The sequence below is a fragment of the Hymenobacter koreensis genome, assembly GCF_039541855.1.
GTDB lineage: Bacteria > Bacteroidota > Bacteroidia > Cytophagales > Hymenobacteraceae > Solirubrum > Solirubrum koreensis.
The window spans coordinates 652,264-674,968 of sequence record NZ_BAABHA010000002.1; the positions used below are offsets into that span (position 1 = coordinate 652,264).

Sequence of the window (22,705 nt, forward strand, 5' to 3'; positions counted from 1 at the left end):
TGGGGCGGATTAGTCGGATTGGTCGGATTTTGTAGCTGGCATGGGAAGCCTTAAAAGCACCTGGCCCGCTGGTATGTTTGCCCTACTCGAAAAGCACGCTCATGTGCGGCTTGGTGGCAATGGTCATGGGGCGGCCGTACACGTTGGGGCTGAAGGCGGCATCGGTTTGTTCCTCGCTCAGAGCCAAGCGGCTTACCAACACGCAGTCGTGGAAAGCCAGGTATTCGCCGGCTTTGTCGTTGTTATAGCGAATGCGCCCCCGTACGGCTACTGTCAGGTCGAGCAAAATGGCTTCGGAGGCGCTTTGCACCAGCGTTACGTCTACCAAGCCGTGGTTTGGCCATAGCGACAGGAGCAGCACCAGCCCATCGTGGTGGAGGCGGTAGTGGAGGCTTCCGTCTTCGCCTTCGGTCGGGATGGTGTCCATGCCCTGCAGCAAATCCAGCTCGTCCCACTGCAACTGCCGAAGGAGCGGCATGGCTAAAAGCGCGTTTTGTTAACGAGGACCTGAGTCGCCTGCAGCTCGGCTTTGGGCGCCAGCGGCCTAATGCGCAGCATGGCCTGCTCGGCTTCCAACCGACTGGTGTAGTCGCCGATGTAGAGGCGGTACAGCGGCTGTTTGAAGGTAATGTAATCGGTTTCCTGGGGGTAGCGGCTGATAACGGCGCGGCGAATGTTCATGGCGTCCTGCCGCTCTAGCCCGATGTACACCAGAATGCGGTAGCCGCTGGTGTACTTCACGCTCTGATTTGTGAAGGCCAGGTCGCGCAGGCGCTGGTCGATTTGTGAGTTCACGTGGGCCGTGGGCGTCACATTTGGCTTGGCGGCACTACTGCTTGTTTTAGGCGGCGCGGGCGCCGTGAATACCGGCCGGTACTTGCCCAGGTCTTCGGCCGGGGCCGCTTTTGCAGCGGGCCGGGTGGTATCGGGCGCCGGGGAGGTGGCAGTGCGAGCCGGACTGGAAGCCGCACACGCTACCAGCGTCAGCAGAGCGGGGACTACGAGCACGTTAGTAAGCAGTCGGTTCATGAGCGGCGTCGTTGTCAAGAGTCAGCAAAGCCAGGCCGGCAGAAGCCCCGAGGCGGTCGGCGCCGGCCTGCACCAGCGCCACGGCTTGCGCGTGGGTGCGGATGCCGCCGGCTGCCTTAATACGGATGTGCGCGGGCAGCTGGCTACGCATCAGCCGTACGTCTTCTACGGAAGCGCCGCGGCTGGCAAATCCGGTCGAGGTTTTTACAAAGTCAGCACCGGCCGCGGCGCACAGTTCGCACGCTTTGGCAATGTCCTCGGGCGTGAGCAGTGCGGTTTCAATAATGACTTTCAGCAGCGCGCCTTGGTGGTGGCATATGTCGGCCAGCTGCTGAATATCGCGCTGTACGGCGGCAAAGTCGCCGGAGCGAAAAGCGGCATTGTTCAGCACCATGTCCAGTTCGGTGGCGCCATGGCGCAGGGCTTCTTCGGCTTCGGCTTGCTTGGCGGCAGGGGTGTTATAGCCCAGCGGAAACCCGATAACGGTACACACCGCCACGCCCGAACTGTGCAGCGCCGCAGCCGCCACCGGCACGTAATGCGGCGGCACGCACACGCTGGCAAAGCCCGCAGCAACGGCTTCGGAGCAAAGCTGTTCGATTTGGGCGCGGGTGGCATCGGGCTTGAGCAGCGTGTGGTCGATGCGGGCCGCGAGGTTATCGGTAGAAAACATGTGGCAAAGGTAACTAATAGGCGGGGCGCTAATCGAAGCGGTTGTACTCCTCTTGCCAGGCCCGGTAACGGCGGTAAAGCCAATCGCCCAGTCGTAAAGCCAGTAAGCCGGTAAACATAAATGCCAGCAGCCAGCCCAGTAGCCACGCACCCACAAAGAGCAGGATCTGTCCAAACGTCTGTAGGTGCCCGCCGATATCCTCTTTGGCGTGGGGCACAAACTCCGAGTTATGGGGCAACAGGTAAGACAGCGTAAACAGCCCGGCCGCGCCCACTCCGGTAATGAGCAACTGTTTATCCCGCCGGCGGTTTTCGTCGCTCTTATGTTCCACAGCTCCAAATAATAAAGAAACGCTGCCCGACACCAGGCCGAGCAGCGTTCCATTAAGTTACAGGTGGTCTACAGCACCTGTCCTGACCGTCGATTAGTCAATGATGACGGCGCGGTTGTTCAGCACGTCGTCTTCTACGCTCTTGAACTTCACGTCGCGTACGATGCGGCCGTCCATGTACTGCACGCTCACTTTATCGTTGCGGTTGGCTACTTTCTGTGAGCGAACGGGTACTTGCTTTTCGGCTACTTCCACGCCCAGCTCGTGCGCTTGCTCCAAGTCTTCCATGCCGGCGCCCAACGAGGTCGTCGATACTTCCTTCTCGGCTTTCAGCTTGGGCTGCGGGGCACGCTCTACCTGAACGGCTTCCTCGAAGTGAATTTCGGGCTCCTCCGTCGGGCCGGCCTGCGACGACGGAATGTCGGCGCGGAACAGGAACGACACGGTATCCTCGTTCACCTTGCTGATCATGCGCTTGAACAGCTCAAACGACTCGAACTTGTAAATCAAGAGCGGGTCTTTCTGCTCGTACACCGCGTTCTGAACCACCTGCTTCAGGTCGTCCATGGCGCGTAAGTGTTGCGTCCAGGCCTCGTCGATGAGGGCCAGCACAATCACCTTTTCAGCGGCACGAATCAACTCGTGGCCGCCGTTCTGGCGGGCTTTGGCCAGGTTAGCCACGGCTTGCACTTGCTTGCGGCCGTCGGTGAACGGTACGGCAATGTTCTCGAAGGGCACTTGCTGGTTGAGCAAGTCCACCACCAACGGCAAGGCCGATTCGGCAATGACGTCGTTCTTGCTCTGGTAGTACCCCAGCGCCTCTTCGTACAGCTTCTGAATGAGCTGCGGCGCGGGCTGGGCCGTAAATTCGGCTTGCGAAATGTGGGTATCGTAGCCGAATACGCGGATGATGGCCAGCTTGAAGTCTTCGTAGTCGCCGCTGATCTTGTGGCCGCTCACGATGTCGTCGCTCACGTCGTAGATCATGTTCAGCACGTCCAGCTCCAAACGCTCCCCAAACAGGGCGTTGCGGCGGCGCGAGTACACCACTTCGCGCTGGGCGTTCATCACGTCGTCGTACTCCAGCAGGCGCTTCCGAATACCGAAGTTGTTTTCCTCGACTTTCTTCTGAGCGCGCTCAATGCTGCTGGTAATCATCGAGTGCTGAATCACCTCGCCTTCTTCCAGACCCATGCGGTCCATGAGGCGCGCAATACGGTCGGAGCCGAACAGGCGCATCAGGTTGTCGTCGAGGGCCACGAAGAACTGCGACGTACCCGGGTCACCCTGGCGGCCCGAACGACCGCGCAGCTGGCGGTCAACGCGGCGGGACTCGTGACGCTCCGTACCGATGATGGCCAGACCGCCCGCCTCCTTGGACGTTTCGCGCAGCTTAATGTCGGTACCCCGACCGGCCATGTTCGTGGCAATGGTCACGGTGCCGGGGTAACCGGCGCCGGCTACAATTTCGGCTTCGCGCTGGTTCTGCTTGGCGTTCAGTACTTGGTGCTGAATACCGCGCAGCTTCAGCATGCGGCTGATGATTTCCGAGTTTTCTACCGAGGTAGTACCCACCAGTACCGGGCGGCCGGCTTTTACCAGCTCCTGGATTTCCTCGGCCACGGCGTTGTACTTCTCGCGCGTGGTTTTATACACTTTGTCGTGCTCGTCTTTGCGGGAAATGGCGCGGTTCGTGGGAATTACCACCACGTCGAGCTTGTAGATTTCCCAGAATTCGCCCGCTTCCGTTTCGGCCGTGCCGGTCATGCCGCCCAGCTTGTGGTACATGCGGAAGTAGTTTTGCAGCGTAACCGTGGCGTAGGTCTGGGTGGCGTCTTCGATGCGCACGTTTTCCTTGGCCTCAATGGCCTGGTGCAAACCGTCGGAGTAGCGGCGGCCTTCCATTACACGGCCCGTTTGCTCGTCCACAATTTTCACCTTGTGGTCTTCGGTCACGATGTACTGGTCGTCGCGCTCGAACAGCGTGTAGGCCTTCAGCAGCTGGTTGATGGTGTGGATACGCTCGGATTTCTCCTGGTAATCCTGCATCAAGTGCTCCTTAGTGTGCAGCTTCTCGTCGGCCGACAGGGCTTTGTTGTTCTCGATGGCGGCCAGCTCCATGCCGATGTCGGGCATGATGAAGAAGTGCGGGTCTTCGCCTTGGCCGGTAATCAGGTCGACACCGCGCTCGGTCAGCTCGATCTGGTTGTTTTTCTCGTCGATGGTGAAGAACAGCGGCTTGTCGGCCTGCGGCATCTGGCGCGAGTTGTCCTGCAGGTAGTAGTTCTCCACTTTCTGCAGAATGGCGCGGTTGCCGGTTTCCGAGAGGAACTTGATGAGCGGCTTGCTCTTGGGCAGACCGCGGAAGGCGCGGAACAAAGCCAAGCCACCTTCGCCGTCTTTCGGGCCGTCGTTGCCTTCTTTAATCAGGCGTTTGGCGTCGAGCAGGTACTGCTGAATGAGCTTCTTCTGCTCTTCTACAAGGCGCTGAATGCGTGGCTTCAGAATCAGGAATTCGTGCACGTCGCCTTTGGGCACCGGACCGCTGATGATAAGCGGCGTCCGGGCGTCGTCGATGAGCACGGAGTCCACTTCGTCGACCATGGCGTAGTGGTGCTTGCGCTGCACCAGCTCGTCGGTTTCCCGCGCCATGTTGTCGCGCAGGTAGTCGAAGCCGAACTCGTTGTTGGTGCCGTAGGTAATATCGGCGCGGTAAGCAGCACGGCGGCCGGGCGTGTTGGGCTGGTGCTTGTCGATGCAGTCCACCGTGATGCCGTGAAACTCGAACAGCGGCGCATTCCACTCCGAGTCACGCTTGGCCAGGTAGTCGTTCACCGTTACCAAGTGCACGCCACGCTTCGACAGCGCGTTCAGGAACGAGGGCAAAGTGGAAACCAGGGTTTTGCCTTCGCCGGTGGCCATTTCGGCAATTTTGCCCTGGTGCAGCACCACGCCGCCAATCAGCTGCACGTCGTAGTGCACCATGTCCCACACAATCTCGGCACCGCCGGCCATCCAGCGGTTGGCCCAAATGGCCTTGTCGCCTTCCAGGGTTACGTTGGACTTGCGGCTGGCGTACTCACGGTCGTAGTCGGTAGCCGTAACCACCAGCTGGCCGTTTTCCTTGTAGCGGCGGGCCGTGTCTTTCACAATGGCAAAAGCCTGCGGCAGCACTTCCATCAGCACTACTTCCAGCTCCTTGTTGCGCTGCTTTTCCAGCGCGTCAATTTGCTCGAACAAAGCCTCTTTCTGCTGAACATCGAGGTTGGGCTGATCGGTGATGCTCTGGTGCAAAGCGGCAATCTGCCCATCGATATCTTTCAGATGGTCGCTGATGCGGGCACGAACCTGATCGGTCTGGGCGCGCAGCTCGTCATCGGAGAGGCCTGCCAGTTTGGCGTATTCGGCGTTAATGGTCGCCACGTAAGGGATGATGCCTTTCAAGTCCCGCTCCGACTTGGTGCCGAAGACTTTGGTGACGGCCTTCCCGATAAAATCGAACATGCTGCTAGTAGTTTGCTGAAAAACGCCGGGGCGCACCTCAAATTTACGGTGTTTGCGGCAAAAGCCCCAGACGCGTTCTAAGATGTCCCAGAAAAGACAAACCCCGCCTCTTCAAAAAGAGTGCGGGGTTGGCCCAGGAAGCAACGTTGTCAGGTTTTACAGCGCTATTTAGGCGGCTCACGACAAAAGTGGCGGCCGCGCTGCACCAGCCGGCAAGCATTGCAGCTACGATGCTACCGCAATGGCTTCTTCGGGGGCACTTTTCAAATTTGCCATAACCTCGGCCACGCAGCGCTCCATGCGGCTTTCTACGGAGGGCAGCAGGTTGCCCTGTTTGCTGCCCAGCACGCTGTAAACGGGGCGGGCAGCAGGCCAGCCGAACGTATTTACCGAGCGTGGCACCACGAAAGAGGTATCCAGTCCGCCCATATCGGCAGCCAAGCGTGCCAGCTCGGCCCAGGTAAACGACCCTTGGTTAGCCAAGTGCCACACGCCGCGCTCCTCGTCGATGAGTAAGTCCAGGGACACGTTCACCAAATCGGGCACGTAGGTGGGCGAAATAAGTACGTCGTCGGCGGCATCGAAGGCTTCTTTGCGGTGGCCGGCCCGCAAGGCGTAGTACACGAAGTTGTACTCGTCCCAGGGGCTGAAAAAGGCGCTAGTACGCACTACCAAGGCATTGGGCATGCGAGCCAGCACGTCGCGCTCGGCAAGGCGTTTACTATTGCCATACACGTTCAACGGGCGCGGGGTGTCGCTTTCTACGTAAGCCGCCGACTTATTGCCGTCGAACACGAGGTCGGACGAGAACGTGAGGAAATGGATGTCGCGGTAGGCGCAGGCGGCGGCCAGTATGGTGGGGCCGGTGGTATTCTCGCGGTAGCACCGCTCGAAGTCCTTTTCGGCATCGTCGACGCGCACGTACCCGGCGGTATTAACCACGGCCCAGGGGTTGTATTGCGTTAGGGCTCTTTCCACAGAAATAGGATCGGTAATGTCCAGCTGGCTGCGGTTCAGGGCTACCGCTTCGATACCCCGAATGGCGCAGATTCGTTGGAAAGCACGACCTAGGGTGCCGTTGGCTCCGGTAATAAGCAGGGGCTGAACGGGGGACGGAATAGAGCTTGCGGCCAGGTCGTTTACGTTAAGAATGTGCATAGCTAGGAGGTCTTGGAAGTGGGACAATGGTGGTGATACAGGAAACGGTCTTCCCGTTCCCACCACCCTTTGTTGCGGAGCAATGGATGGTCGTATTGACCGGTGGTAGCAAGGCTTTTTACCATTTTGAAGAGGGCCGTGGGCCGGGGCTTGCCGCCGCGCATGTCAAATACGCCACTTTCGTAAAATGCCCCTTCGCAGGTAAGCAGGGTGTTCCAGTCGTAGGCCCCGAGCAGGGACCATACGGTTATGGCGCGCATATCCACCCCTTCCTGCTTCAGTTGGTTGGCGGCGTCCCAGGCATACTGCACCCAGCGCATTTGCTCTTCACGGGTGCAGTCGAGGTGCACCTCGGTAACAGCTATGGGTATGTGGTACCGCTCCCAGGCTTCCAGCAGCAAATCGTGCAGGCCGGTTAGCTCTACCAAACGCACGCGTACGGCTTCTACGTCGGCGTAATCGGTACGCTCGTGGCTGCGCCGCAAGTGGTGAACGGGAAAGTACTGGTGATTTTCATCCAGAAACCGCTCACTGGTAACGTAGTAATTAACGCCCAGCACGTCGGGCGGCGTGGGGTTGTGGGCCAGGTCCAGCAGTTCGTCCTCGGCGGCGCCACTGTCGCGCAGGTAGTGCCACAGCGGGTGGTGACGGTCTACGTATCCGCAGAGCATGTCGAAGGTGAGCCAGCGACGGTTGTTTTCGAACTCGGCCTGTTGCTCCAGGCTGGGGGTGCAATGGGTTTTGCCCAGGTCTTCGGTTTGCACCAGCTGCGCATCGGGCGTTATTTCCCGAATGGCTTTCATGGCCTCGCGCACGCCCTTGATGTGGTTGAGCTGAATGCGCACGAAGGTGGCATCGTCGAAGGCGTGCGGGTACCAGATGCCGTACAGGCCGCTGAAGCGGGCGGTTGTGAGCGGCTCGTTTACGGGCGTGTAATGCTTTACCCAAGGGTAGCGCTCGGCTACCATGCGGGCAAAGCGCGCCAGGCCGGACACAAAATTATCCTGGTGCAAGGCGGTGTAGTGCGGGCCACTGCCGTGGTGCAGCAAGGTTACGATGGGGTCGACTCCCAATTCGCGCAGACGAGCCATTCGTGCGTCGGTCCACGTCCAGTCGGGCTGGTCGAGGCTTTCCGGAGCTACCTGCTCCCACAAAATAGGGTAGCGCAATTTGCGGATGCCCAGTTCGGCAAACAGGTCCAGGTCTTCGATTCGGCTGAGGTGGCCACTACTGGCGAGTTGGTTGGAGTACCCGTTTCCAATTCGCCGAATGGTGCATTCCACGCCGCCCCACATTTCTACTTTTTCCATGCTTCTATCGGTTTATGGCGGCCGGCAAGACCGGCGCTATAAAGGATGAGGTGTTACCACCTGAAAACGGCTCTGTCACTCCGGGCCGCCCGGGAAGCTTTGGTGTCGGCAGCGCAGTGGCTTTTCGACCTCAAAGCTTCTCGTGCGGCTCAGAATGACAGTCATCTGGCAACCGATTTAGGGTAAGCGCTATTCTTTGGCCGGAGCGCGCGGAACAAGCTTATCGATGATGGAAGCCGAGCCGGTAATCGTCGGCTTTTTGGCTTTTTGCGCTTCTTCGCCCTTTTCCGTGAGCTTCTTATACAACGTCAGCGCCTGGGCTACCACCTGGTCCATGTTGTAGTACTTGTAAGTAGCCAAGCGGCCCACGAAGTGTACGTTGGGCGTTTCGTCGGCCAGCTTCTTGTACTTGTTGTACAACTCGGCGTTTTCGAGGCGCGGAATTGGGTAGTACGGGTCGCCTTCGGCTTTCGGGTACTCGTACACGATGCTTGTTTTCGGGTGTGTTTGGCCGGTGAGGGCCTTGAACTCCGTGATGCGCGTGTACAGGTGCTCGTTCGGGTAGTTCACCACCGGAGCCTCCAGGTGCTGCTCTTTGTTCAGTGTTTCGTGCTTGAACTCCAAAGAGCGGTAAGGCAGCTTGCCGAATTTGTAATCGAAGTACTCGTCTACCGGGCCCGTGAAAATCATTTCCTTGAACGGAATCATGTTCACGATTTCGTGGTAGTCGGTGTTGAGCATCACCTTGATGTTCGGGTGGTCGAGCATCTTCTCGAACATCTTGGTGTAGCCGTGCAGGGGCATGGCTTGGTAGGTGTCGGTGAAGTAGCGACGGTCGCGGTTGGTGCGGGTGGGCACGCGCGAGGTAACCGACTTATCCAGCTCCGACGGGTCTAATCCCCACTGCTTGCGGGTGTAGTTGCGGAAGAACTTCTCGTACAGCTCGCGGCCTACTTTGCTCACCACCACGTCTTCCGACGTTTTGATAACTGGAATTTCCTCGGCCAGCGACTCCAGGAACGCATCCACCTCGAAAGAGGTCATGTTCGTACCGTACAGTTTGTTGATGGTATCGAGGTTGATCGGAATCGGCACGTGCTGGCCGTCTACCGACGCCAGTACCCAGTGTTCGTAAGGGCGCCAGTCGGTGAAGTTCGAGAGGTATTCGAATACGTCTTTGGCATTGGTATGGAAGATGTGCGGGCCGTACTTGTGGACCAGAATGCCATCTTCGTTGTAGTGGTCGTAGGCGTTGCCCGCAATGTGGTTGCGCTTGTCTACGATGAGCACTTTCTTGTTAGAACGCGTTGCAAGGCGCTCGGCCAACACGCTGCCAGCAAAGCCGGCGCCGACGATCAGATAGTCAAACATAGCTCGGGAGATGGTGATGGGGTGGTTGTGGAAAAGAGGGTCAGTAACTCGTGGTAATCGGTGAGGGTTGTACGGGAAATGCTAGCTTTTGGCCACCTTCTGCAATTCGGCCTGCATCAGATCCACCATTCCCTGCCACGTTTGGTCCCACGAAATGGTGGCCAAATAGGCATCTACGCGCTGTAGCCAGGCAGCATCGTCTACTTCGTCGAGGGCCATGGAAATAGCCTTCCCAAACTTGTCGGCATCGGCGGCAATGTGCACGAGGCCCAGCTCGCCGTAAGGCCGCACCACGTCGCGTATGGGCGTGCTCACCACCGGCTTGCCGGCGGCCAGGTACTCCGGCGTTTTGGTGGGCGAAATGAACTTGGTGCTTTCGTTATCGGCAAAGAGCAGCGTAGCCACGTCCCAGCCGTGCAGGTAGGTGGGCAGCTCCTTGTAATCTTTGCCGCCGAGGTAGTGGATGTTTTTCGAGCTCGGCAGCGTAGCCGGGTCAATTTTCACCACCGGCCCGATGACGATGAACTGCCACTCCGGGTGCGCCGTGGCCAGCTGGCCCAGCAGCTCAATGTCGAGGCGCTCGTCCACCACCCCGAAGAAGCCAACGCGCGGGTGCGGAATATTCTTCTGGTCCTTGGGCTCGGTGAGGTTGGTGCGCGCTTGTCCGAAGTGGGCTTTATCGATGCTGCTCGGGAAGGCGTGTGCGCTGTGGTGCTGCTTGGTTTTGGCTTCGTACAAGCTTTGGCCGCCGGTAAACACCAGCTGGGCCTGCTTGAACAGCTCTTGCTCGCGGCTGCGCAGCTCGGGGTGCGCGCCTTTGAAGTTGGCCAGCTCGTCCATGCAGTCGTAGATGGTGAGGGCCGGCTTCAGGTGCCGCGACTTGGCCAGGAACATGGGCGAGTAGTACCACGCAATAAAGTCCTGGATTTTTTCCTTCTCGAAATATGCCGTCAGCATCTCTGCCTGAATAGCATCGGCCTTTTCCTCGGTTAAACCGCCGGGCAAGTGCGCCACTACTACTTTCAGCTTGCCTTCCTCGCGGTCCTTCACTTCCATCCACGGCTTCATCTTCGTGTCGTCGAAGTGGGTGCAGGGCTCCTCGATGTAAAACACCCGCGTTTGCTGCGCGAAACGCGACAACAAGTGCTGCGGGCGCTGCCACACAAAGTCCCAGTGCAGGTGCGCAAAGCACACGAGGTCGGGAAGTTTGGAAGAAGCACCGTTCAGGCCGGTAGTAGCAATGGATTCAGGGGTAGTGGAAACAGCAGTAGTAAGTTCAGTAGCGGCATTATGCGGCGCGAGGGAAGAGGCGTCGAGTAAGGACATGCGTAGTAGCGTCAAAAAAGTTTTGGCGAAAAATTGGTGCGGGAAGGAGGAGGAACCCGGTGGCGCGAAACAGGCTACCAGGCGCGGCAGAATTGCATACGCAGCTTTCCGGCAAAAGGATGCCGGGCCTGCCGGGCGGCAGAAATACGAGGCCCCGGAATAAGAACAGAAGTAAGCCTAGGCGCCGGTTGAGGGGGCGTGCAGCAGGCACTGCATTTCCACGGCGTCCTGCCATCCGGAACCGCTGCGCAGCCACTGGCGGCGCACACCCACGCGCTGAAATCCTACGCTCCGAAACAGCTTCAGACTGGCTGTATTACCGGCCGCCACAGTGCAATAAATCTGGTGTAGCTGCAGCGTGTAACGAGCGTAGTCGATGAGCAGGTGCAGCGCCGCGGCGGCGTAACCGTGGCGGCGTTCGTTGTGCGCTACCATGATGCCCACGGCGGCGCGGCGGTGGTGCGGCTGAAAATCAAACACATCAATGGTGCCCACGGCGCGGTTTCCGGCGTGGGCGCAAATCACGAGGCGCAGCTGGCGCACTTCGTAAAAATCGGCGGCGGCGTTATCGAGGTAGCGCCGCAGGTTGTAGCGCGATACGGGCGTGAGCGTGTCGCTGCCCACACCCCACACGGCGGCGTCGTTTTCCAGCTCGTAGAGAAACGAGAGGTCTGTGTCCTCCAGCGCCCGCAACGATACTTCCGCCGAACGCAGCATGGCTTTAAATCTCGATGGAACCGGTGAAGACAAACTCAGCTGGTCCGCTCAAAAACACGTTGGTGAACGAGCCATCGGGATGCATGCTGAACGACACCGCCAAGTCGCCGCCCAAGGTGCGCAGCGGTACGGGGCTGCTTGCGCCGCGCCTTGCCGCTGCCAGGGCCACGGCCGTTACACCCGTACCGCAAGAGAAAGTTTCGTCTTCCACGCCCCGCTCGTAGGTACGCACCTGCCACGGCTGCTCGGGCGTTTGCGGTGCCTCCACAAAGTTCACGTTCGTACCGCCTCGTTCGCGGAACGTGTCGCCGTAGCGCACAGCGCGGCCTTCGCCATACACATCGTACTCGGCTAGGGTGCTGGCGGGCAGGAAGCGGACGATGTGCGGCGAGCCGGTGTTAAGGAAGATGCCGTCGGGAATTTCCTGTTGGCCGGGCACATCAATCATGCGCAGGTTCACGCGGCCGTCGGTTTCCACCGTGGCCTCGTGGGGGCCATCGGCGGCTAAAAAATGAGTTTTATCGGTAATAACGCCCAGCTGGCGCGCAAACGCTACGGCACACCGGCCGCCGTTGCCGCACATGGAACCCAGATAGCCGTCGGCGTTGAAATACAGCATTTCGAAATCGAAGCCCGGCTGGGTGCGCAGCAAAATCAGGCCGTCGGCGCCTATGCCGCGGCGCCGGTCGCAGAGGCGGCGCACCAGCACGTGGTCGTCGGCCGGAAACGTGCGGGCGCGGTCGTCCACCATCACGAAGTCGTTGGAGGTGCCTTGGTATTTGTGAAAGTGCAGCGTCATGAAAGGCAAAAAGGCGGTAGTCGCAGCCTAAAAGGCGCGGTTACGGGTGAATTGGCGGGTTAAACAAACGCTTTTTTCAGCAAAGCCCCCTGCCCGGCGTGGTACAAGTTGTGTTGCGCAACGCCGTGCAACAGTACATAGTTCGTGACTCCTGCGCCTTGGGGCTGGTCGGGCGTGGCGCCCAATTCCTGGGTTAAGTCGGCCTCATGAAAGCGGGCGGCGGTAGTCAGCAAAGCCACATGCGCGGCGTATAAATCCTGCTGCGCCCGCTGCCAGGCAGCTTCGTCGGTGGACTCGGGCAACGCGGGCCAGTTGTCAGCGTCGAGCATTTCTACCAAGCGGTTTTCGGCAAGGCGCTGTTGCACCATACGCACCCAAGCGGTTACGTGCAGCACAATTTCCCAAATGCTGTGCGCAGCTGGCAACGGCCGCTGGCGGGCCTGCGCGGCCGTTACACCTTGTAGGGTGGCCACGAGCGAAGGGCCCGACCACGCGTCGCCGTCGAAGGCGCGCCGGAGTTGGTCGAGGATGCGGGCGGTTTCAGGCATGACTGAAGGTCGGAAGCAGAAGGCAGATAATTCGGCGCGGTCGGCAAAAATTGCGTAGCGTACCTTTGCCGGCCCGCCCAGCGGGTAGTTTCGCGTAGCCCAAAGGTACTTATGTATTCATTCCTGACGACCAGCCCCTGGCCCGACTACGAGCTGATTGACGCCGGTAACTTCCAGAAGCTGGAGCGGTTTGGCCGCTATGTGCTCAGCCGCCCCGAGCCCCAGGCCGTGTGGGACCCGCACCTACCCGCGAGCGAGTGGCAGCGCGCCCACGCTACGTTTAACCGCGAGGCCGGCAGCCAAGAGCGCGGTCAGTGGAAGCTAAAGCCCGGCATGGCCGAGCAGTGGCACATCGGCTACGACCGGCCCGACGGCTTAAAGCTGAAATTCCGCTTGGGCTTGTCGTCGTTCAAGCACGTGGGCCTGTTCCCTGAGCAGGACCCCAATTGGCAGTTCATTTACGAGCAAACCAAGCGCCGCCGCGCCGAAAAGCCCAAGGTGCTGAACCTGTTTGCCTACACCGGCGCCGCCACGCTGGCCGCCCGCGCCGCCGGCGCCGACGTCACCCACCTCGACTCGGTGAAGCAGGTGAACTTCTGGGCCCGCGACAACATGGAAGCCTCGGGCATTGACGGGGTGCGCTGGCTGGTGGAAGACGCCTGGAAATACGTGCAGCGCGAAGTAAAGCGCGGCAACAAGTACCAGGGCCTGATTCTGGACCCGCCCGCCTACGGCCGCGGCCCAAACGGCGAAAAGTGGCAGTTGGAAGACCAGCTTAATGAAATGCTGAAGCTGTGCCGCGAGCTGCTCGACCCGCAGGACCACTTCTTCGTCATCAACCTTTACTCCATCGGTTTCTCGGCGCTGATTCTGGATAACCTGATCGGCGACATTTACCCGCCGTACGGGCAGCAGCGCGAAATCGGGGAAATTTACCTGCACGACCAAGGCCAGCGCAAGCTGCCGCTGGGCACGTTCTGTCGGTTTGCCAATTAGTTTTTGGTTATTGGTTGGTGGTTTTTGGCCCCGAGTGACTCTCCATCAGCCGGCGTGAAACACGTTTCTATTTTGTTTTACGCGCCAAAAACCACCACCCAATAACTATCAACCAAGATGCACCAACGCCTGGCCCTCATCGACATGGGCACAAATACGTTTCACCTGCTCATCGTGGAGCTGCCTGCCACTGGCCAGACGGAACCCACGGTGCTGCTGCGCACTAAAGTGGGCGTAAAGCTGGGCGAAGGCGGCATCAGCAACGGCGAAATTGCGCCCGAAGCCTATGCCCGGGCGCTACACACGCTGCAGGCGTTTCAGGAAGAAATAGAGCTGCACCAAGTACAGGACGTGCGCGCCACGGCCACCAGCGCTGTGCGCGTGGCCCACAACGGGCAGGAGCTGGTGAAGGATATTTTCGAGCAAACCGGTATTCGGGTGGAAGTTATTCCCGGCGCCCGCGAAGCCGAACTGATTTGCAAAGGCATTCGGCAAGCCGTGGCGCTGGGCACCGAACCCAACCTACTGATGGACATTGGTGGCGGCTCGGTGGAATTTATCATTGCCAACGCCAGCACCATTTTCTGGAAGCAAAGCTTCGAAATTGGGGCCCAACGGATGCTCGACATGTTCTTCCGTCACGACCCATTGCTGCCAGCCGACGTGCAGGACGAGCAAGCCTACCTGCGCACGACGCTTGCGCCGCTGCTGGCCGCCATCGAGCATTTTCGACCCGAAAACCTGGTGGGCGCGTCCGGCACCTTCGATACGCTGGGCGACATGCAGGCCGCCCGCGCTGGCGAAGACTACATGCACCAACCGCCTGCCCGCACTATTTCCCTCGAGAGCTTCCGTCAGAGCTACGAACAACTCCTGCGACTGAGCCACGCCGAGCGCCTGCAACTGCCCGGCATGACGCCCCTGCGCGCCGACATGATTGTGGTAGCCTGCGTGCTGATTGATCTGGTGCTGCAGTACGGCCCGTTCACGCGCATCACGGCTTCGGCTTACGCCCTAAAGGAAGGCTTGCTGGCCGAAATGCTGGAGCAGCAGTAGCCCGTTGCGACGGGAAAGACCAGCCGCCGCCTTGCAAAGCGCGCGTCAATACCTTTGCGGTTCGCGCCGCTGGTTCACGGATTTGCCCCAAACGAACCGGCGCGGTTGACTTTGTTCGCGCTCCATGCCTACTACTTACTCCTACACCCGCCTGTTTGCGTTTGCCGAAGCCGTTTTCCGCAGCATGGGCTGCTCTGAAACCGACGCCCGCCAAGCCACTGAAACCTTGCTTTCAGCCGATTTACGCGGCGTCGATTCGCATGGCGTGGCCCGCCTGAGCGGCTACTTGCGGCTGTGGGAAGCGCAGCGCGTAAATGCCACGCCCTCCATAGGCGTGGTGCACGAAACGCCGAGCACTGCCGTGGTCGATGGCGACGCCGGCCTGGGTTTAGTAGTGGGGCCGCATGCCATGCGCCTCGCCATTGAAAAAGCCCAGAGCGTGGGCACCGGCTGGGTGGCCGTGCGCAACTCAAACCACTACGGCATTGCCGGCTACCACGCCATGCTGGCCCTGCCCCACGACATGATTGGCATTTCGCTCACCAACGCCTCACCGCTGGTGGCACCCACGCACTCGTTGGAACGGCTACTGGGCACCAACCCCATTTCGGTGGCCATTCCGGCCGGCGACCAGCCACCTTTCGTGCTGGATATGGCTACCACCACGGCGGCGCAGGGCAAAATGGAAATTTTGGAGCGCAAGGGCCTCCCCGCCCCTGCCGGCTGGATTCAGGACCAATACGGCAACTCTTCGCAGAATCCCACCGAAACCCGCAGCGGCGGTGCCCTCATTCCATTAGGCGGCGAAACCGGCAGCCACAAAGGCTACGGGCTGGGCGCCACGGTCGATATTCTGTCGGCGGTACTTTCGGGGGCAAACTACGGGCCGTGGGTGCCGCCGTTTGTGGCGTTTCTGCAGCCGCCGGCTAACCCCGTAGGTCAGGGCATCGGGCATTTCTTCGGGGCAATGCGCGTGGACGCGTTCCGGCCCGCCGCCGAGTTCAAGGCCCATATGGACAACTGGATCGAGACCTTCCGCAATGCCAAGGCAGTGCCCGAGAAGCACGTGCTCATTCCCGGCGACCCGGAGCGGCTAACCACCGAACAACGGCTGCTGAACGGCATTCCGCTGCTGCAAAAAGTGGTAGACGACCTGCAAAGCGTGGGCGAGAAATTTGGGCTGACGCTGTAGCCGCAGCGCTAAGTCGTAAAACAAACAGCGCGCCTCCGGTCAAAGCCGGGGGCGCGCTGTTGTCACTCACTTCTAGCCGGTGTTTTGCTCCTTATCAAAACGCTGGCAACACAGGCTATACGTGCTACACGTTCGAGCCGTTGGCTTCGGCGCTGAATTGGTGCGCGGCCATGTCGGTATTCAGGAACTCAGAGTCGTAGTTTTGGTCCGGGCCGTTCAGGAACAGGCAAGTGCCGTCCTGCACGGTGTCAATCACTTGCGCGTACTGGTCCATGGGCAGCGAGGGGCAGCCGAGGCTGCGGCCCAGGCGGCCGTATTGCTTGATAAATTCTTCGCTCACGTACTCGGCGCCGTGCATAACCACGGAACGTTCGAGGGCTCGGTCGTTGTAGCCTTCGTCTACGCCTTCCAGCTTAAGCGAGCGGCCGTGTTTGCCGTAGTAGTCGCCTTTGGTTACGTAGAACCCCAGGCTGCTCATGTTCGACTCGTTCTCGTTCGAGAAGTTGGTCGCCACGTTTTCGCCGGAGTTGTGACCGTGGGCCACCAACGTGTGAAACAGCACTTGCTTGCCCGATAGATCGAGCACCCAAAGGCGTTTCTCGGTAGAAGGCTTTTCGAAGTCGATTACCGTGAGCATGCTACGCGAGGCGTCGAGCTGGCCCTTCGCTTTCAGGTTCAGAAAACCCGTGTAAGCTTTCTGGAACACCTCGTAGCGCAGGCCGCTGTCGGCTACGTTCAGCTCGTTGTAAAGCTGGCGTACCCCGTCCTGAAAAGCCACGGCTTCGAACTGCTTAACCGAAGGCATGCGGGCCGTTACGGAGTGCGGACGCGCTTGGGAAGAACTTACCGGAGAGGCCAAGGGCGTAGCGAGGAACAACGACGCCACGAACGGCAACGCTCGTCGCATGGCCCGTCGGGCGCGCACTTTCAGGCGCAGGCGGTGTACAACAGTGTGCTTTTCCATGATACTCAGGCGGTTTAAACGGCTACCCAGCTGTTTACGGCTGCGGGCAGAACACGGACACTTATACAGGAAATTCCGCATGTGGCATCCGCTATATTCTAAACAGGCACCAAGCCTCAAAGATTCCCCGGTTTCCAATGCCGCTGTTGGGGGCTTGTTTATTTGCGTCTTTTATTTACCTTTTACCTCCGCTTCGTTCTCATAATGAGGCCATTTGATTCCGAACACCCAAATATTTCCTCAACCCAAACACCTCTACTCATAATGCAAAAAGTATGGCGTGCGGCCGCCCTATGGGCGCTGCTTACCCTTGGCCTGGCCGTTGGTACGGCTCAGCCCGCCCGAGCCCAAAAAGTGGTGCTCCAAGGCTTCTGGTGGGACTACTGGAACACCAATTACCCCAACGGCTGGGCGAATTACATTGCCGACTTGGCCCCTCGTTTAAAAGCCATGGGCATTGATGCGGTGTGGTTGCCGCCGTCCATCAAAAATGGGAACCAAGGCAACGGCTATTCGCCTTTCGACCACTACGACCTCGGCGACAAGTACCAAAAGGGATTTTTGCCCACGCGCCTCGGCACCAAAGATGAGTTGCTGCGCGGCGTGGCCATTTTGCACGCTAACGGCATTGAAGTGGTGCAGGACATTGTGCTCAACCACGTAGACAACGCCGGCTCCGGCAACGGCTCGGGCGGGCAAGATCCGGCGGCCTGGGAAGATTTCACCACCAGCAAGTACAAGAACTTCCGGTACGTGAGCTTTACCCGGCCCGCCACCGACGAAACCGCCGCCAACTACCTGGCCCGCAACGGCCGCTTCTCCAAAAACTGGCAGAATTTCAACCCCAATCCCGGCAACAACTCCACGTCCGGCGACTGGAACGCCATTCTGTTTGGGCCTGATGTGAGCTTCTACAACGGCTCGTACGGCCAAAGCTCGAACGCCACGTTCAACCCCGCTCAGAGCGCCGATTACATGCGCAACAACATGCGTGCCTGGCTGATCTGGTACAAAAAGCAAGTCGGGTTCGACGGTGTACGGCTGGATGCGGTGAAGCACTTCCCGGATTTCGCCACCGAAGATTTCCTTTACAACCTGCAGAACAACGCAGGCTGGGCCAACGGCGGCGCCTCTATGTACGCCGTAGGTGAGTTTGTGGGCGGCGCCGGGCAGCTCGACCAGTGGACGGCCAACGTGCAGAACCGCGCCGGCACTTTCGACTTCGCGCTGCGCAACGGGCTATACAACATTGTGAGCGGCGGCGGCAACTTCGACATTGGCAGCTTGCCGGGCTACCAGCAAAGCACCCGCGTGGTGCTCATTAACGGGCAGTACGTACACCGCACGGTGCCCTTTGTGAACAACCACGACACGTTCCGGCCACAGCTCAGCTCCACCGGCAACTACATTGGCTGGAACACCGGCAGCGAGCTGGCGCCCCACATCGATCCGTTCGATCCGCGCCTGTCGGCCACGTATGCGGCGGCACTGGCTCTGGACGGCTCGCCCCAGATTTTCTTCGAAGATCTGTTCAACATCGGCAACACCGGCAAGCGTTTTTCGCACAGCCCCAAGAGCACCGTGGATTTGCCCACCCGCTCCGACATCGAGAACCTGATTTGGTGCCACCAGAACCTGCGCTTTAAAGAAGGAGCGTACAAAGTGCGCTGGCAGAGCCAGGACCACCTCGTGATTGAGCGCAGCACCAAGGCCATCATCGGTATCAACGACAATTTCAGCGCTTGGCAGAACAGCACCGTATCGTGCGATTTTGCGCCGGGCACCGTGCTCAAAGACTATTCGGGGGCCAACGGCACGGCTACCGTAACGGTGAGCGGCAGTAAAACCGTGACCATTAACACGCCGCCCTGCAACGGCACCGCCGCCGGTGGGCGCCGGGGCTACTCGGTGTGGGCTCCTACCGGTATCGGCACCAACTATAACTTGGCCGAGCGCAGCACCACGCAGGAGTGGGAACTGGCCGACGATTTAGGCGACAACGACTCCCGTTCCCTCAGGCAAGGTGGGCAATTGCCGGCCGGCTCTACCGCGTTGCGTACGGCGGGTCGCATTTACGTGGCGGCCAATAAAACCATTACCTACAACCTCTTCCCCAGCAACAGCACGCAATCGTTGGTGGTTGGCCTCTACAATGCGGCCGGCACCTTGGTCAGCAGCCGTACCGGTACTGGTACGCTTACGGGCACCTACACGCCTACCGCCAACGGCTGGATTACGTTGCGCGCGCGCCAGAACGCCACCACCAACCCGGCCCAGAAGGTATTCGTGAAAGCCACCTACACCGCTCCGGCCGATATCAATACCGCCACGGCCGGGCGCACGGCCCTGGCCTCGCAAACGCCTAAGCTCAACATACAGGCCGATCTGCAGCTGTTCCCCAACCCCACTGCCTCCGACCGCGTGGACGTGCTGGTGGTCAGCGACTCACAGGTTGCCGCCACGGTGCAGGTGTTCGACCTCACGGGCCGCCTGGTTCACCAGGAGCCGCTCACGCTGTACCCCGGCACTAACGAGCAGCGCCTGAAGCCCCGCGCTCCGCTGGCAGCAGGCGTGTACCAGCTCACGGTTCCCGAGCTGCAACTTACCCGCAAGCTGGTGCTGAAGTAAAGCCAAATATAGACGCAATAAAAAAGCCCTTCCTGAATCAGGAGGGGCTTTTTTTATGTGACAGCAACCCTTATTGCCCCAATCTAAATTATTACCAGCTTTTGCTTTTCCGCAGCGCGGTTCACCCAACAGGTGTCCCTCGGGACGTCACGCGTTTCAAGCGACACACGCCGCTTGCATGCGGATAACTCCTGCCCTCCCAACGGTTCAACTGCCATGTATTATGCCCGTGCGGGGTGGGCTTAGAAAAAAATGCTGCCGTTGACCTTCAGGAAAAACGGCGTACCGGGCGTGTAGTGCAGCTCCGATACGGCATCCCGCTCCTGCCGCAGGCGGCTTTCGGTGTCGAATTGGGCTTCGTTCCAGTCCACGTTCAGCAGGTTTTCGATGCTGAAGCCTACCTGATAGCGGGGCTGGGTGTAGCTGGCTACGGCATCGAGCAGAAAGTAGCCGCGGGCCTGCACGGAGTTATCCTCGTTGGCAGGGCGCGTGTCGATGTGGCGGTAGCGCAGGCTGGCGCTCAGGCCGCTGGGGCGCTTCACCGTGAGCCCCCCGATGCTGGTGAACCGCGGCGCCAGCGGAATGTAGTCTTCGCCGTCGGGCTCGCCCACGGCGCGGCCGTAATTGTAGTTCAGATCTACGTCGGCAAACAGTGCGGGTGTGAGCTGGTAACGAATGCCCAGGTCGGCGCCGAAGCGGCGGGTGGGGCCGGCACTTTCCACAATGCCCGCGTCGCCCACGTACACCAATTCGTCTTGCAGGTGCAAGGCCCAGAGCGCGGCATTTACCACCAAGGCCGCCGTTGGCTTGAAATTGCTGCCAAGCTCGTAGCCGATAGCCCGCGGCAGGGACTTGGCCGCGCCGGCCACTACGGAACGCGCATCGTTCGAGTGAAAACCGAAGCCCGAGCGGGCAAATAGCTGCACGGCGGGCGTGAGCTGGTAGTACAGATTCAACTTGGGGCTGACGCGCGGTTTGCTGGCTCGGCCCGACAACGAATCGTTGCGGTCTTCGCGAAACCGGAACCGGAAGTAGTCCACGCGCAGGGCGGCATTCACGGTAAAGCGCTCGGTAATGGGTAACGTTTCGTCGAGCCAGGCAAACAGGCTTTGCTGCTGCACGCGGCCGCTCACCAAGGTATCGGTTACCTGGCGGCGCAGGGAACGGCGTAGGGCCAGGTTCACGTCGTCGGCGCGGGTGCCTACGCCCAGCGTGGAGCGCAGCGTGCGGCTTCCCAGGGCAATGTCGCGTTCGTAGGTGCCGCGGTAGCCGGCCAGGTGGCGGGCTTCGTTCTGCCGAATCTGGTCGCCCTGCACGCTGTCTTCGAGGAAGAAGGTGAAGTTGGAGTACAGGTTAAAGTGGTAGCGGCTGTAGTACACCTGCTGGGTAAGCACCGCGTTGTTGGGCAAGTCCACCGTCAGAATGGCGTTGGCGTTGGTGCGGTCGGTGTTGCCGCCCTCGGTGTTATCGAGACTACCAAAACGGGTAATGAGCCCTTCCTGCACGGCACGCTCCGGAATTTGGCCCGAAGCATCCCAGCTGGAAGTAAAGTGCGAGCCGGAGAGGGCGAGTGTGGCGCGCTCGGACAGCTGCCCGGTGTACTTAGCCAAGCCGTTAAACCGCCGAAAATCCTGCGCACTTTCAAAGTAAGAGTTCGAGAAGTTGTACTCGGTGGCCACGTAGGCACTTTCCCGCCGGTTGCGGCTGAACACGCGGCCGTCCTTACCTGTCAGGTCCACCATTAGCAGCGCCCGGCGGGTATCGAACCGCCCTAATTCCAGTTTCGCCTGGCTTTGCCCGAGGCTGGTTTTGGTGGTAAACTCCCCGGCGCCCGCCGTGGCAAAATCGCCGAAGCGGGCGGTGTACGGTCCTTTGTACACGCGCAGCTGCTCCACGGTTTCGGGTATCACGAAGTGAAAGTCGGCGTAGCCCTGGCCGTGCGCGTGGCTCACCATGTTCACCGGTATGCCGTCGAGCGTTACGGCGAAATCGGTACCGTGGTCCACATCGAAACCGCGCAGGAAAATCTGCTCGGCTTTACCGCCGCCCGCGTGCTGGGCAATGAACAAACCCGGCACCAGCCGCAACAGATCCTGCGCCGAATTCACGGGCCGCAACTGCCGGTCGATGTCGCTGATGGCGGCTACGCTTTGGTTTAGGTCGCGGGGCTGGGCCACATTCACCTCGGCTAGCTGCAAGGCAGTGGCTGCTACCGCAAAATTCAGGGTTTGGGTTTCGCCCGCCGCCAGGTTGACCACGGCCGTACGGCTGCGGTAGCCCAGCGCCGAAGCCCGTACAGTGTAGGTACCGGCGGCCAGGCGAGAAATTCGGAATGTTCCTAACGCGTCGGTGCTTGCGCCTTCGGGCCGCCCCAGCAGCTGAACGCTCACGTTGTCGAGCGGCCGGCCGGTAAGGGAATCGGTAAGGGTGCCGCGCAAGGCGCCCAATTGCCCATTTTGGGCCTGCGCATTAAGCGTGCAGAAGAAACAGCCGAGCAGAGCCAGCTGAACCAGCTTGCCGGTGAAAAAGCGTATAAAAGTGGCGTACATACCGTTACGTAGGGGTTACCGAACTGCGCAGAAGCGCTGCCGGCAACCAAACCGAAAGAAAAAACCGGGGCCAATGCGCGGCGCATTGGCGGGGCTCTGCTGTGCCGAAGGGAAGGGGCACACGTGAGCCGGCAGCGGAATTAGCTTAGGCGGGGCGGTAAGTCCAGTCGGGCACACGCGCCCGCAGCAAGGGCCGGCGTGGTGCTGGTGTAAAACACCCGGGCAAACTGCGGCAACGGCGCGGGCACCGTGGGCGCGGCGTCGAAGGAGCAGTGTACGTCGAGGCTCTTGAGTGTGGTGAGCAGGTGCTGCCACGTGTCGCCGGGGGCGTGTTTTTGCACCGTTTGTGCGTCGTTGTTGCAGCGGTCGAAGCAGTCGAGGCGCAGGTAATTCTCGTGCTGGCAAGTGGTGCTGTGCACGTACGGCGTACCCGCCGGGCGCACCGGCTCGGGCCGTCCCACGAGGCCAGCACCTACCACCAGCAGGTAGTAGCCAAGCAGCAGCAACACCAAGCAGGTCCGGGCCACGTTGTGGTTTTTAAAGGTTCTTTGTTG

Annotated in this window: 19 protein-coding genes; 4 read left to right on the top strand and 15 right to left on the bottom strand. The window is 60.0% G+C overall.

What is annotated here, in order from left to right; genetic code table 11:
* Positions 1-82 precede the first annotated feature (82 nt).
* From ABD903_RS05700 to ABD903_RS05755, 12 genes are all read right to left on the bottom strand, one after another.
* Positions 83-478, bottom strand: coding sequence for a hypothetical protein (locus ABD903_RS05700; RefSeq protein ID WP_345222183.1), 396 nt, complete (start codon positions 476-478; stop codon positions 83-85).
* A 2-nt stretch (positions 479-480) separates the two neighbouring features.
* On the bottom strand, positions 481-1,029 hold the full coding sequence (locus ABD903_RS05705) for an SPOR domain-containing protein (protein ID WP_345222185.1): 549 nt from the start codon (positions 1,027-1,029) through the stop codon (positions 481-483).
* Positions 1,010-1,702: a deoxyribose-phosphate aldolase gene (deoC, locus tag ABD903_RS05710; RefSeq protein WP_345222186.1), complete on the bottom strand. Its 693-nt coding sequence runs from the start codon at positions 1,700-1,702 to the stop codon at positions 1,010-1,012. The genes ABD903_RS05705 and deoC overlap by 20 nt, the downstream gene beginning before the upstream one ends.
* A gap of 28 nt (positions 1,703-1,730) precedes the next feature.
* Positions 1,731-2,033, bottom strand: a complete 303-nt coding sequence (locus tag ABD903_RS05715; protein ID WP_345222188.1) for a hypothetical protein — start codon at positions 2,031-2,033, stop codon at positions 1,731-1,733.
* 93 nt (positions 2,034-2,126) lie between these two features.
* Positions 2,127-5,537: a preprotein translocase subunit SecA gene (gene secA, locus ABD903_RS05720; protein ID WP_345222189.1), complete on the bottom strand. Its 3,411-nt coding sequence runs from the start codon at positions 5,535-5,537 to the stop codon at positions 2,127-2,129.
* Positions 5,538-5,762: 225 nt separating this feature from the next.
* Positions 5,763-6,695, bottom strand: coding sequence for an SDR family oxidoreductase (locus tag ABD903_RS05725; RefSeq protein ID WP_345222191.1), 933 nt, complete (start codon positions 6,693-6,695; stop codon positions 5,763-5,765).
* Between the two features lie 2 nt (positions 6,696-6,697).
* Complete coding sequence (locus ABD903_RS05730; RefSeq protein ID WP_345222192.1) at positions 6,698-8,005, bottom strand: family 1 glycosylhydrolase; 1,308 nt, start codon at positions 8,003-8,005, stop codon at positions 6,698-6,700.
* Positions 8,006-8,194: 189 nt separating this feature from the next.
* Complete coding sequence (glf, locus tag ABD903_RS05735) at positions 8,195-9,376, bottom strand: UDP-galactopyranose mutase (RefSeq protein WP_345222193.1); 1,182 nt, start codon at positions 9,374-9,376, stop codon at positions 8,195-8,197.
* An 81-nt stretch (positions 9,377-9,457) separates the two neighbouring features.
* Entirely contained in the window at positions 9,458-10,702 is a 1,245-nt protein-coding gene (locus ABD903_RS05740; RefSeq protein ID WP_345222195.1) for a glycosyltransferase family 1 protein, read from the bottom strand.
* A gap of 177 nt (positions 10,703-10,879) precedes the next feature.
* Positions 10,880-11,419, bottom strand: a complete 540-nt coding sequence (locus ABD903_RS05745) for a GNAT family N-acetyltransferase (protein WP_345222197.1) — start codon at positions 11,417-11,419, stop codon at positions 10,880-10,882.
* A gap of 4 nt (positions 11,420-11,423) precedes the next feature.
* Positions 11,424-12,218 carry a diaminopimelate epimerase gene (dapF, locus tag ABD903_RS05750; RefSeq protein ID WP_345222198.1) on the bottom strand — a complete coding sequence of 265 codons (795 nt, stop codon included), beginning with the start codon at positions 12,216-12,218 and terminating at the stop codon, positions 11,424-11,426.
* A gap of 59 nt (positions 12,219-12,277) precedes the next feature.
* Positions 12,278-12,766: a DinB family protein gene (locus ABD903_RS05755; RefSeq protein WP_345222200.1), complete on the bottom strand. Its 489-nt coding sequence runs from the start codon at positions 12,764-12,766 to the stop codon at positions 12,278-12,280.
* Positions 12,767-12,877: 111 nt separating this feature from the next.
* Here ABD903_RS05755 and ABD903_RS05760 point away from each other — a divergent pair, with 111 nt between their 5' ends.
* From ABD903_RS05760 to ABD903_RS05770, 3 genes are all read left to right on the top strand, one after another.
* On the top strand, positions 12,878-13,762 hold the full coding sequence (locus ABD903_RS05760) for a class I SAM-dependent methyltransferase (protein WP_345222201.1): 885 nt from the start codon (positions 12,878-12,880) through the stop codon (positions 13,760-13,762).
* Between the two features lie 117 nt (positions 13,763-13,879).
* Complete coding sequence (locus tag ABD903_RS05765) at positions 13,880-14,818, top strand: Ppx/GppA phosphatase family protein (protein ID WP_345222202.1); 939 nt, start codon at positions 13,880-13,882, stop codon at positions 14,816-14,818.
* A gap of 124 nt (positions 14,819-14,942) precedes the next feature.
* The gene (locus ABD903_RS05770) at positions 14,943-16,010 is read left to right on the top strand and encodes an Ldh family oxidoreductase (RefSeq protein WP_345222204.1); all 1,068 of its coding nucleotides are present in this window, start codon (positions 14,943-14,945) and stop codon (positions 16,008-16,010) included.
* Between the two features lie 124 nt (positions 16,011-16,134).
* Here ABD903_RS05770 and ABD903_RS05775 read toward each other — a convergent pair whose 3' ends face one another.
* On the bottom strand, positions 16,135-16,974 hold the full coding sequence (locus ABD903_RS05775) for a murein L,D-transpeptidase catalytic domain family protein (RefSeq protein WP_345222206.1): 840 nt from the start codon (positions 16,972-16,974) through the stop codon (positions 16,135-16,137).
* A gap of 264 nt (positions 16,975-17,238) precedes the next feature.
* On the opposite strand from ABD903_RS05775, the gene ABD903_RS05780 reads away from it, so the two are divergent.
* A complete protein-coding gene (locus ABD903_RS05780) occupies positions 17,239-19,602 on the top strand; it encodes an alpha-amylase family glycosyl hydrolase (RefSeq protein ID WP_345222208.1) in 2,364 nt (787 codons plus the stop codon).
* 242 nt (positions 19,603-19,844) lie between these two features.
* Here the strand turns inward: ABD903_RS05780 and ABD903_RS05785 are convergent, their stop codons facing one another.
* Together ABD903_RS05785 and ABD903_RS05790 are read right to left on the bottom strand one after the other, a co-directional pair.
* Entirely contained in the window at positions 19,845-22,151 is a 2,307-nt protein-coding gene (locus ABD903_RS05785; RefSeq protein ID WP_345222209.1) for a TonB-dependent receptor, read from the bottom strand.
* A gap of 140 nt (positions 22,152-22,291) precedes the next feature.
* Positions 22,292-22,678: a hypothetical protein gene (locus tag ABD903_RS05790; RefSeq protein ID WP_345222211.1), complete on the bottom strand. Its 387-nt coding sequence runs from the start codon at positions 22,676-22,678 to the stop codon at positions 22,292-22,294.
* Between the last annotated feature and the right edge of the window lie 27 nt (positions 22,679-22,705).

What these genes read in the sequence shown, in the direction of transcription:
- ABD903_RS05700 (WP_345222183.1), bottom strand. Translation starts at nt 478, where the DNA reads ATGCCGCTCCTTCGGCAGTTGCAGTGGGACGAGCTGGATTTGCTGCAG.
- ABD903_RS05705 (WP_345222185.1), bottom strand. Translation starts at nt 1,029, where the DNA reads ATGAACCGACTGCTTACTAACGTGCTCGTAGTCCCCGCTCTGCTGACG.
- deoC (WP_345222186.1), bottom strand. Translation starts at nt 1,702, where the DNA reads ATGTTTTCTACCGATAACCTCGCGGCCCGCATCGACCACACGCTGCTC.
- secA (WP_345222189.1), bottom strand. Translation starts at nt 5,537, where the DNA reads ATGTTCGATTTTATCGGGAAGGCCGTCACCAAAGTCTTCGGCACCAAG.
- ABD903_RS05725 (WP_345222191.1), bottom strand. Translation starts at nt 6,695, where the DNA reads ATGCACATTCTTAACGTAAACGACCTGGCCGCAAGCTCTATTCCGTCC.
- ABD903_RS05730 (WP_345222192.1), bottom strand. Translation starts at nt 8,005, where the DNA reads ATGGAAAAAGTAGAAATGTGGGGCGGCGTGGAATGCACCATTCGGCGA.
- glf (WP_345222193.1), bottom strand. Translation starts at nt 9,376, where the DNA reads ATGTTTGACTATCTGATCGTCGGCGCCGGCTTTGCTGGCAGCGTGTTG.
- ABD903_RS05740 (WP_345222195.1), bottom strand. Translation starts at nt 10,702, where the DNA reads ATGTCCTTACTCGACGCCTCTTCCCTCGCGCCGCATAATGCCGCTACT.
- ABD903_RS05745 (WP_345222197.1), bottom strand. Translation starts at nt 11,419, where the DNA reads ATGCTGCGTTCGGCGGAAGTATCGTTGCGGGCGCTGGAGGACACAGAC.
- dapF (WP_345222198.1), bottom strand. Translation starts at nt 12,218, where the DNA reads ATGACGCTGCACTTTCACAAATACCAAGGCACCTCCAACGACTTCGTG.
- ABD903_RS05755 (WP_345222200.1), bottom strand. Translation starts at nt 12,766, where the DNA reads ATGCCTGAAACCGCCCGCATCCTCGACCAACTCCGGCGCGCCTTCGAC.
- ABD903_RS05760 (WP_345222201.1), top strand. Translation starts at nt 12,878, where the DNA reads ATGTATTCATTCCTGACGACCAGCCCCTGGCCCGACTACGAGCTGATT.
- ABD903_RS05765 (WP_345222202.1), top strand. Translation starts at nt 13,880, where the DNA reads ATGCACCAACGCCTGGCCCTCATCGACATGGGCACAAATACGTTTCAC.
- ABD903_RS05770 (WP_345222204.1), top strand. Translation starts at nt 14,943, where the DNA reads ATGCCTACTACTTACTCCTACACCCGCCTGTTTGCGTTTGCCGAAGCC.
- ABD903_RS05775 (WP_345222206.1), bottom strand. Translation starts at nt 16,974, where the DNA reads ATGGAAAAGCACACTGTTGTACACCGCCTGCGCCTGAAAGTGCGCGCC.
- ABD903_RS05780 (WP_345222208.1), top strand. Translation starts at nt 17,239, where the DNA reads ATGCAAAAAGTATGGCGTGCGGCCGCCCTATGGGCGCTGCTTACCCTT.
- ABD903_RS05785 (WP_345222209.1), bottom strand. Translation starts at nt 22,151, where the DNA reads ATGTACGCCACTTTTATACGCTTTTTCACCGGCAAGCTGGTTCAGCTG.